At 69.9% G+C, this 9,634-nt stretch carries 9 protein-coding genes; 6 read left to right on the forward strand and 3 right to left on the reverse strand.

Annotation, left to right across the window (positions count from 1 at the left end):
- Together AC1DYN_RS30135 and AC1DYN_RS30140 are read left to right on the forward strand one after the other, a co-directional pair.
- Positions 1-773, forward strand: a 773-nt coding sequence (locus tag AC1DYN_RS30135; protein WP_477966065.1) for an acyl-CoA dehydrogenase C-terminal domain-containing protein, incomplete at its 5' end; no start/stop codon positions are given.
- A gap of 29 nt (positions 774-802) precedes the next feature.
- Positions 803-1,753 (forward strand): NAD(P)H-dependent flavin oxidoreductase, encoded by a 951-nt coding sequence (locus AC1DYN_RS30140; protein ID WP_477966067.1) that lies wholly within the window; start codon positions 803-805, stop codon positions 1,751-1,753.
- An 18-nt stretch (positions 1,754-1,771) separates the two neighbouring features.
- Here the strand turns inward: AC1DYN_RS30140 and AC1DYN_RS30145 are convergent, their stop codons facing one another.
- On the reverse strand, positions 1,772-3,475 hold the full coding sequence (locus AC1DYN_RS30145; protein WP_477966069.1) for a hypothetical protein: 1,704 nt from the start codon (positions 3,473-3,475) through the stop codon (positions 1,772-1,774).
- Positions 3,476-3,713: 238 nt separating this feature from the next.
- On the opposite strand from AC1DYN_RS30145, the gene AC1DYN_RS30150 reads away from it, so the two are divergent.
- Both AC1DYN_RS30150 and mgrA read left to right on the forward strand, forming a co-directional pair.
- Positions 3,714-4,127, forward strand: a complete 414-nt coding sequence (locus tag AC1DYN_RS30150) for a cupin domain-containing protein (RefSeq protein ID WP_477966071.1) — start codon at positions 3,714-3,716, stop codon at positions 4,125-4,127.
- Between the two features lie 5 nt (positions 4,128-4,132).
- Positions 4,133-5,176, forward strand: a complete 1,044-nt coding sequence (gene mgrA, locus AC1DYN_RS30155) for an L-glyceraldehyde 3-phosphate reductase (protein WP_477966073.1) — start codon at positions 4,133-4,135, stop codon at positions 5,174-5,176.
- A 9-nt stretch (positions 5,177-5,185) separates the two neighbouring features.
- On the opposite strand, the gene AC1DYN_RS30160 is transcribed toward mgrA, so the two are convergent.
- Both AC1DYN_RS30160 and AC1DYN_RS30165 read right to left on the reverse strand, forming a co-directional pair.
- The gene (locus AC1DYN_RS30160) at positions 5,186-5,629 is read right to left on the reverse strand and encodes a hypothetical protein (RefSeq protein ID WP_477966075.1); all 444 of its coding nucleotides are present in this window, start codon (positions 5,627-5,629) and stop codon (positions 5,186-5,188) included.
- 10 nt (positions 5,630-5,639) lie between these two features.
- Positions 5,640-6,017 carry a hypothetical protein gene (locus tag AC1DYN_RS30165; protein WP_477966077.1) on the reverse strand — a complete coding sequence of 126 codons (378 nt, stop codon included), beginning with the start codon at positions 6,015-6,017 and terminating at the stop codon, positions 5,640-5,642.
- A gap of 285 nt (positions 6,018-6,302) precedes the next feature.
- Here AC1DYN_RS30165 and AC1DYN_RS30170 point away from each other — a divergent pair, with 285 nt between their 5' ends.
- The gene (locus AC1DYN_RS30170; protein WP_477966078.1) at positions 6,303-9,161 is read left to right on the forward strand and encodes a 2-oxoglutarate dehydrogenase E1 component; all 2,859 of its coding nucleotides are present in this window, start codon (positions 6,303-6,305) and stop codon (positions 9,159-9,161) included.
- A gap of 33 nt (positions 9,162-9,194) precedes the next feature.
- The coding region (locus AC1DYN_RS30175) for a biotin/lipoyl-containing protein (RefSeq protein ID WP_477966079.1) at positions 9,195-9,634 on the forward strand (440 nt) is incomplete at its 3' end.

Genomic DNA, 9,634 nt, shown 5'->3' on the forward strand with positions numbered 1-9,634 from the left:
ACCCCGACGTGCGCCGCATGCTGATGACGATGCGCGCACTGACCGAAGGTTGCCGCGCGATGGCGCTGACGGCCGCCGCGGCCTACGACGCGGCGCATGCCCACCCGGACGCCGAGCTGCGCAGGCAGAACCAGGCCTTCTACGAGTTCATGGTGCCACTGGTGAAAGGCTACAGCACCGAGATGAGCCTGGAGGTGACGAGCCTGGGCGTGCAGGTGCACGGCGGCATGGGCTTCATCGAGGAGACCGGCGCGGCGCAGTACTACCGCGACGCGAAGATCCTGACGATCTACGAAGGCACGACCGCGATCCAGGCGAACGACCTGGTGGGCCGCAAGACGGCGCGCGATGGCGGCCAGACGGCCAAGGCGATCGCGGCGCAGATCGAGAAGACCGAGGCCGAGCTCGGCAAGCAGGGCAGCGAGGCCGCGCGCGCGATGCGCGGGCGCCTGGCCGCGGCGCGCGAGGCCTTCGTGCAGGTGGTCGATTTCGTGGCCGGTTCGACCAAGGCGCACCCGAACGCGGTGTTCGCCGGCTCGGTGCCCTACCTGATGCTGGCCGGCAACCTGATGGCTGGCTGGCAGCTCGCGCGCGCGCTGCTGGTGGCCGAGACGCAGCTGGCGGCGGGCGAGGGGGACAGCGCCTTCCTGAAGGCCAAGCTCGCCACCGCGCGCTTCTATGCCGACCACATCCTGAGCCGCGTGCCCGGCCAGCGCGATGCCATCCTCGAAGGTGGCGACAGCGTGATGGCGCTGGCGATGGACGCCTTCTGATCAATCCACGCAATCCACGGAGACCTGCCTTGTCGCTTCCGCCCGTTCTGCAGAACCTGCCGCTGCCGGTGATCGGCTCGCCGCTGTTCATCATCAGCAACCCCAAGCTCGTGATCGAGCAGTGCAAGGCCGGCATCGTCGGCGCCATGCCGGCGCTGAATGCGCGCCCGGCCGAGCTGCTCGACGCGTGGCTGGCCGAGATCACCGAAGCGCTGGCCGCGCACGACCGCGCGCATCCGCAGCGCCCGGCCGCGCCGTTCGCGATCAACCAGATCGTGCACAAGAGCAACGACCGGCTCGAGCACGACATGGCGCTGTGCGCGAAGTACAAGGTGCCGATCGTCATCACGTCGCTGGGCGCGCGCACCGACGTCAACGACGCGGTGCATGCCTGGGGCGGCATCGTGCTGCACGACGTCATCAACAACTTCTTCGCGAAGAAGGCGATCGAGAAGGGCGCCGACGGGCTGATCGCCGTGGCGGCCGGCGCCGGCGGCCATGCGGGCGTGAAGAGCCCGTTCGCGCTGGTGCAGGAGATCCGCGAGTGGTTCGACGGCCCGCTGGCGCTGAGCGGCTCGATCGCGAGCGGCAACGCGATCCTCGCGGCGCAGGCGATGGGCGCCGACCTGGCCTACATCGGCTCGGCCTTCATCGCCACCGAAGAGGCGCGCGCGAGCGACGACTACAAGAAGATGATCGTCGACAGCAGCAGCGACGACATCGTCTACAGCAACCTCTTCACCGGCGTGCACGGCAACTACCTGAAGGGCTCGATCGTCCAGGCCGGGCTCGACCCGGAGAACCTGCCGCAGAGTGACCCGAGCAAGATGAACTTCGGCGGCGATGCGCGCAAGGCCTGGAAGGACATCTGGGGCTGCGGCCAGGGGATCGGGGCGGTGCGCGACGTGGTGCCGGCGGGCGTGCTGGTGGAGCGGTTGCGCGGCGAGTACGCGGCGGCGCGGCGCCGGCTCGCGGCCTGAGCCGCGTCCCGTTTCAGTTCACTGCAGCCGCCGCCACTTGATGGCGTTGCCGGTCGCCTCGTCCCACACGGCCACCGCGGGCCCGGCCGGCTCGACACTGAGCCCGACGCGCCCGGTGAAGTAGCGCGAGCCACCGAGCGACACGCTGGGCAGCGTGATGCCCTCGGCGATCGGCGTGGCCGCCTGCAGGCCGCCGCTGGCCAGCACGCGGCGCGCATACAGGGCGTCGCTGCTGCCGTGCGTGCTCCACAGCGCGGTCCAGTTGCAGGCGTCGTCGACGCCCAGGCGCACTGCCTCGGCTGGATCGGCCGAGCGTCCCAGCTCGAGGCGATCGCCGACCACGCCGGCAGCCGAGCGAAGGGTGGTCGACATGACCCTCGCGCTTGCGGCCTGCGAGTGCCAGGCGAGGGCGGTCGACCCGTCGCGGCACACCGCGAGATCGAACTGCGGCGAGCCGGTTTCGTTGGTCGAGGGCGTGCCGGTCGCCACCGGAACGCTCCACTGCCCCGGGGACTGCAGCCGCGCCTCGTAGAACGTGCCGTGTCCGCCGAACCAGGCCATCGCCGCCTGGCCTCCGGAGCCGGTGACCAGGCGCGGCTGGAAGAGAGTCTTCGTGTCGGCCGCTGCATTGACGCAGGTGGCCGCGCTCCAGCTGCCGGCGTGCAGCGTGCGCGAGACGAGGCAGAAGCCGCCGAGGTTGTCCGCGGGCTCCTCCAGCCAGGCGGCCACGACGTCGCTCCCGGCGGACACCGCGTGCACGCCCCAGCCGGTGGTGACGCCCAGCGACGGATCGTCGAGCTGCACCGGTGCGCCGAGGTTGCCGGCGGCGTCCAACGGGCGGGCGCGCAGCGTGACGGTGCTGCGCGGTGCGGCAGGGACCTCGGTTTCGTAGAAGAACTGCGAGCTGCCGTCGGCCAGCGTCAGCAGCAACCTGGCGGTGAAGCCGCCGTTCGTTTCCTGCTCGACGACCGCGCCCCAGCCCGATGCCGCGCTCCAGTGGCGGCTGACGACCCGGCCGGTGACGACGTGGGGCTGGTACTCCTCGACCCAGATCACCGTCACGCCGCCGTCCGCGGTCACCGCCACGCGGGCGGAGTTGAGCGCGACGTTCAACGCGCCCGACACCTTCAGCGCCGTCGGTGCCATGCCCGGGCCGGCGACCTGTACCCACAGCTCGTTCAACTGCGAGCCGGCATCGGTGGCGGTCCAGGCGGCAGCCGTCCAGTTGCCGGCACTGCCCGCCACCGTGGCCGGATTGCGCGCGGCGGAGGGCACGTTGTCCAGACTGTGGGTCGTGCTCCATCCGCTGCTGCCGTAGGCTTGCGTGACGATCTGGCCGCTCGTGAGGCCGCCCCAGCGGAAGACGGTCTTGCCGCTGGCGTCGAGGGTCGGGTCGGACAGGACGTAGCCGCCACCGGCGCCGGTCAGCATCAACGTCGTGCTCCAGCCCAGGTCGTTGGGCGCCGGAGCCGGGGACGGCGCTGGGGCAGGAGACGGGGCCGGAGATGGGGTCGGAGATGGGGCCGGAGCCGGAGCAGGGGCCGGCGAGGGCGCTGGGGACGGTGCGGGCGCTGGCGCGGGTGCGGGCGTTCCACCGCCGCCGACCGGCGCCGGTGCCGGGCTGCCCCCGCCACCCCCACCGCCACAGGCGGCCAGCACGGACACGAACAGCGCGGACAGCGCGCGGGCGCGCACGCAGCGCGCCGCCAGGTACTTCAGCATCAGGATCCCTCCATCCAGTGTGCGGCTCGACCCGGGTGGGCGGCCATCTCGGTCTTGCGATGGTGGAAAGTCTACGGTCCGGCCGCGACGTGCCGGTCGGCGGGAGGGCGCTGAAACTAGGGGGACAGGCGGTTCTGTGGCGGCAAAGCTGCGCGGCCCACCCGATCGGAATCCCGATTGACGCTGCCGCCGGGCGGGGAGCACAGTGCCGCGGCGCAGGTCGCGCGAGGAGATTGCCATGAAGACGTCCCGGCTGACGCTCACGCTGTCAGGTGCCCTGGTGTTTGCACTCGGCCTGGCCACCGGCCTGACCGCACAGACGCTGACCGATTCCCCTCAGCGCGCGGAACAGAAGCGCACCGACCTGAGCGGCACGCCCAACATGGAGGTGATCGCATCCATCGTCGAGCTGAAGCCGGGCCAGAGCAGCAACCTGCACGTCCACCATGGCGTGGAGGCCTTCCACGTGCTGCAGGGCACGATGGTGCAGGCGCCCGGCAAGGATCCGTCGATGATGCCCACCGGCCTGACCGGCCTGAACCTGCGCGACGTGCAGCACGGCAGCTTCAAGGTGGTCGGCGAGACGCCGCTGAAGCTGTTCACGGTGCACATCGTCGACAAGGGCGCACCGCTGTACGACTTCGCCAAGTGATCACGATGGACTACACCGCGGCGGCCACCCGCTACGACGCCATGCCGTACCGCCGCTGCGGCCGCAGCGGCCTGAAGCTGCCGGCGCTGTCGCTCGGCCTGTGGCACAACTTCGGCGACGCCACGCCGCTCGCCGGGCAGCGCGCGCTGCTGCGCACCGCGTTCGACCTCGGCATCACCCACTTCGACCTCGCGAACAACTACGGCCCGCCCTATGGCAGCGCCGAGGCCAACTTCGGCCGGCTGCTGCGCGAGGATTTCAAGGGCTACCGCGACGAGTTGGTGATCTCCACCAAGGCCGGCTACGACATGTGGCCGGGCCCGTACGGGCAGGGCGGCGGCTCGCGCAAATACGTGCTCGCGAGCCTGGACCAGAGCCTGCGCCGCATGGGCCTGGACTACGTCGACATCTTCTACTCGCACCGCTTCGACGCGGCGACGCCGCTCGAGGAGACCGCGTCGGCGCTCGCCACCGCGGTGCAGTCCGGGCGCGCGCTGTATGTCGGCATCTCGTCGTACTCGGCCGGCAAGACGGCCGAGATGGCGCGGCTGTTGCGCGCGCTTGGCGTGCCGCTGCTGATCCACCAGCCGTCGTACAGCCTGCTGAACCGCTGGATCGAGGGCGGGCTGCTGGCGACGCTGGACACTGAAGGCGCCGGCTGCATCGCCTTCAGCGCGCTCGCGCAGGGGCTGCTGACCGACAAGTACCTGGACGGCATCCCGGCCGATGCGCGCATCAACCGGCCGGGCGGCGGCTCGATGAAGCCGGAGCACCTGTCGGCGGCCAACCTGGAGCGCGTGCGCGCGCTGCGGGCGATCGCGCAGCGGCGCGGCCAGTCATTGGCGCAGATGGCGCTGGCCTGGGTGCTGCGCGACCCGCGCGTGACGACTGCGCTGATCGGCGCCAGCCGGCCGCAGCAGCTGCACGAGAACGTGGCGGCGCTGGCGCGGCTGGATTTCAGCGCCGACGAGCTGGCCGAGATCGACCGCCATGCGCAGGACGGCGGCATCGACCTCTGGGCGCGCTCCAGCCACGACCAGGCGTTCTGAGACCCGCACTCAGTGCGCGCGCGATGCGCCGGCGGCGAGCAGGTCGCGGCTGAAGTCCAGCAGCCGCGCCGAGGCCATCCGCGCGGCGCGCTGCAGCACCTCGGCGGACGGCGTGCTGCGCAAGGGCAGCGCACCGCTCTCGACTTGGCGGCACAGCGCGTCGGCCAGTTGCTGCACGGTTTTCGGCAGGCTGGAGGGGCCGGGCCGGCCCGCATTCGCCTGGCGCAGCGGCAACGAGGCGGTGCGCGCACGCGCCGTGGCATCGCCGGAGTGCCCCGGCGGGCGCTTCAGCAGCGCGCCGTGCAAGGCCTCGTCGAGGCCGGCGCTGCGGTCCTTGTCGGCCGCCGGCGTGCTGCGGCTGCTCTTGCCGGTGGTCGTGCCGGTGGTCGTGCCGCGGCGCGTCGCCACGCCGGGCAGTCCGGGGGCGGGGCGTCCGAGGGGGTTGATCGTCATCGTGCGCTCCTCAGACTTTCATGAAGGTGAAGGCAGCCGGCTCGGCGGCTGCCGGCGCGGCGCTGCCCAGCGCCTTGGCCGCCTTGTGCTGCTCCTCGCGCAGCAGGTACAGCAACGGGCTTTCGGCGGCTTCGGCGTCCGGGCCGAGCTGGCCGCTGGCGGCCACCAGCAGCGCGATCGCGTCGACGCGGCAGGTGTCGCGGTCGGCCTGCCCGCCTTGCATCAACTCGGCGGTCACGTCGTCGATCAGCGCCTGGAAGCGGCCGGCCATCTCCGTGCTCAGCCCGGGTGGGGCCGATGCGGGCGCCGGCGTCGGCGCCGCGGCCTGGAACGGGTTGCGGCCCTGGCGGGCGTTGCGGCCCGACACGTCCTGGGGTTGCAAGATCACGGCGGCAGTCATGGCTGACGATAAGCCGCCCCGGCGCCGGTGGCTGGCGCGCGGCGGAAGCGGCGTACGCCCGCGCGAAGATCAGGCCGGACGAAACACGCCGATTCCACGAGGTGGTCCGCAGAATTCCAACGGTGTTACAGTCCGCCCCGTGACTTTCAGGTCCTTCCCGTCCCCTTGCTGGTAACAGTCAAGGCGGGTCGCAATCCGCCAGCCGGTCTAGCCGTGTCGCGGAAGGTTTTCAACCCACTACAGCACTGGAAACCAGTGTGAAAGGTGAGCGAAATGATGCAGGAATACAGGTCGAACTCGTACCTGTTCGGGGGCAATGCGCCCTACGTCGAGGAAATGTACGAGGCCTACCTCGACAACCCGGGCTCGGTGCCCGACAACTGGCGCAGCTATTTCGACGCCCTGCAGCACGTTCCTGCCGCCGACGGTTCGTCCGCCGCCGACGTGCCGCACGCCCCGGTCGTCGAATCCTTCGCGCAGCGCGCCAAGGCCAATGCCTTCGGCAACAAGGCCAGCAGCGCCGACCTGGCGGTCGCCCGCAAGCAGGTCCACGTCCAGTCGCTGATCGCCGCCTACCGCTTCCTCGGCTCGCGCTGGGCCGACCTGGACCCGCTCAAGCGCGTCGAGCGCCCCAAGATCCCCGAGCTCGAACCGGCGTTCTACGACCTGAGCGAGTCCGACATGGACATCTCGTTCAGCGCCACCAACACCTACTTCAGCACCGCCGAGCAGATGACGCTGCGGCAGATCGTGCAGGCGCTGCGTGAAACGTATTGCGGCTCGATCGGCGCCGAGTACATGCACATCACCGACCAGCCCGAGAAGCGCTGGTGGCAGCAGCGGCTGGAGGCGATCCGCTCCAAGCCCAATTTCACGGCCGAGCAGAAGATCCAGATCCTGAACCGCCTGACGGCTTCGGAAGGCCTGGAGCGCTACCTGCACACCAAGTACGTCGGCCAGAAGCGCTTCTCGCTGGAAGGCGGCGAGAGCTTCATCGCGTCGATGGACGAGCTGGTGCAGCGCGCCGGCGAGAAGGGCGTGCAGGAGATCGTGATCGGCATGGCCCACCGCGGCCGCCTGAACGTGCTGGTCAACACGCTGGGCAAGATGCCCAAGGACCTGTTCGCCGAGTTCGACCACACCGCGCCCGAGAACCTGCCGTCCGGCGACGTCAAGTACCACCAGGGCTTCTCGAGCGACGTCACCACCGACGGCGGCCCGGTGCACCTGAGCCTGTCGTTCAACCCGTCGCACCTGGAGATCGTCAACCCGGTCGTCGAAGGCTCGGTCAAGGCCCGCCTCGACCGCCGCGGCGACACCGAAGGCGACACCGTGCTGCCGGTGCTGGTGCACGGCGACGCGGCCTTCGCCGGCCAGGGCGTCGTGATGGAGACGCTGGCGCTGGCGCAGACGCGCGGCTACTACACCGGCGGCACCGTCCACATCGTCATCAACAACCAGATCGGCTTCACCACCAGCGACCCGCGCGACACGCGCTCGACGCTGTACTGCACCGACGTGGTCAAGATGATCGAGGCGCCGGTGCTGCACGTGAACGGCGACGACCCCGAGGCGGTCGTGCTGTGCACCCAGCTCGCGCTCGACTACCGCCAGGAGTTCAACAAGGACGTGGTGGTCGACATCGTCTGCTTCCGCAAGCTGGGCCACAACGAGCAGGACACGCCGGCGCTGACGCAGCCGCTGATGTACAAGAAGATCGCGCAGCACCCGGGCACGCGCAAGCTGTACGGCGACAAGCTGATCGCCCAGGGCGTGCTGCCGGCCGACGGCCCGGACGCGATGGTGAAGGAATTCCGCGCCGCGATGGATGCCGGCAAGCACACCATCGACCCGGTGCTGACCAACTACAAGAGCAAGTACGCGGTCGACTGGTCGCCGTACTTGAACAAGAAGTGGACCGACTCGGCCGACACCGCGCTACCGCTGGCCGAGGTCAAGCGCCTGGCCGAACGCATCACGACGCTGCCGGCCAACTTCAAGGCCCACCCGCTGGTCGAGAAGGTGCTGGCCGACCGCGCCGCGATGGGCCGCGGCGAGATCAACATGGACTGGGGCATGGGCGAGCACCTCGCCTTCGCGTCGCTGGTGGCCAGCGGCTACCCGATCCGCCTGTCCGGCGAGGACAGCGGCCGCGGCACCTTCACGCACCGCCACGCGGTGCTGCACGACCAGAACCGCGAGAAGTGGGACGAGGGCACCTGGACGCCGCTGCAGCACGTGGCCGACAACCAGGCCCCGTTCGTCGTGATCGACTCGCTGCTGTCGGAAGAGGCGGTGCTCGGATTCGAGTACGGCTACGCCAGCGCCGACCCGAACACGCTGACCATCTGGGAAGCGCAGTTCGGCGACTTCGTCAACGGCGCGCAGGTCGTGATCGACCAGTTCATCGCCTCGGGCGAGGTCAAGTGGGGCCGGGCCAACGGCCTGACGCTGATGCTGCCGCACGGCTACGAAGGGCAGGGCCCGGAGCATTCGTCGGCACGCCTGGAGCGCTTCATGCAGCTGGCCGCGGACAACAACATGCAGATCGTGCAGCCGACCTCGGCCAGCCAGATCTTCCACGTGCTGCGCCGCCAGATGGTGCGCATGTTCCGCAAGCCGCTGGTGATCATGACGCCGAAGTCGCTGCTGCGGAACAAGGACGCCACGTCGCCGCTGGCCGAGTTCACCAAGGGCGAGTTCAAGACGGTGATCCCGGAAGCCAGCGCCGAGATCGTGGCCGACAAGGTCAAGCGCATCATCGCCTGCTCGGGCAAGGTCTACTACGACCTGGTGAAGGCGCGCGCCGAGAAGAAGGCGCTCGACACCGCCATCATCCGCGTGGAGCAGCTGTACCCGTTCCCGCACAAGGCCTTCGCGGCCGAGGTGAAACGCTACCCGAACGCGACCGAGATCGTCTGGTGCCAGGACGAGCCGCAGAACCAGGGCGCCTGGTTCTTCGTGCAGCACTACATCCACGAGAACATGACCGACGGCCAGCGCCTGGGCTACGCAGGGCGTCCCGCCTCCGCCTCCCCGGCGGTGGGCTATGCGCACCTGCACCAGGAGCAGCAGAAGGCGCTGCTCGACCAGGCCTTCGGCAAGCTCAAGGGCTTCATCCTCACCAAATAACAAGCCCCCGGCTGAACAATCAGAAAGATCCTCATGGCAATCGTAGAAGTCAAGGTCCCGCAGCTGTCCGAATCGGTGGCCGAAGCCACGCTGCTGCAGTGGAAGAAGAAGCCCGGCGAAGCCGTCGCACTGGACGAGATCCTGATCGAGATCGAGACCGACAAGGTCGTGCTCGAAGTGCCGGCGCCGGCCGCCGGCGTGATGGCGCAGATCGTCAAGAACGACGGCGAGAGCTGCACCAGCGATGAAGTGATCGCGAAGATCGACACCGAAGCGGTGGCGCAGGTCAGCCCGCTCGAGGTGAAACCGGTGCCGGCCCCGACGGCGGCTCCGGCGGCGGCTGCCGCGGCGGCCCCGGCCGGCGGCAGCAAGGGCGACGTCGCGATGCCCGCGGCCGCCAAGCTGCTGGCCGACAACAACCTGTCCACCAGCGCCGTCGCCGGCACCGGCAAGGACGGGCGCGTCACCAAGGG

This window comes from Rhizobacter sp. P2_D12, assembly GCF_056404395.1.

Bases quoted from the DNA above. Each gene is read 5' to 3' on its own strand.
- AC1DYN_RS30145 (WP_477966069.1), bottom strand. From the start codon at position 3,475: ATGCTGAAGTACCTGGCGGCGCGCTGCGTGCGCGCCCGCGCGCTGTCC.
- AC1DYN_RS30150 (WP_477966071.1), top strand. From the start codon at position 3,714: ATGAAGACGTCCCGGCTGACGCTCACGCTGTCAGGTGCCCTGGTGTTT.
- mgrA (WP_477966073.1), top strand. From the start codon at position 4,133: ATGGACTACACCGCGGCGGCCACCCGCTACGACGCCATGCCGTACCGC.
- AC1DYN_RS30160 (WP_477966075.1), bottom strand. From the start codon at position 5,629: ATGACGATCAACCCCCTCGGACGCCCCGCCCCCGGACTGCCCGGCGTG.
- AC1DYN_RS30170 (WP_477966078.1), top strand. From the start codon at position 6,303: ATGATGCAGGAATACAGGTCGAACTCGTACCTGTTCGGGGGCAATGCG.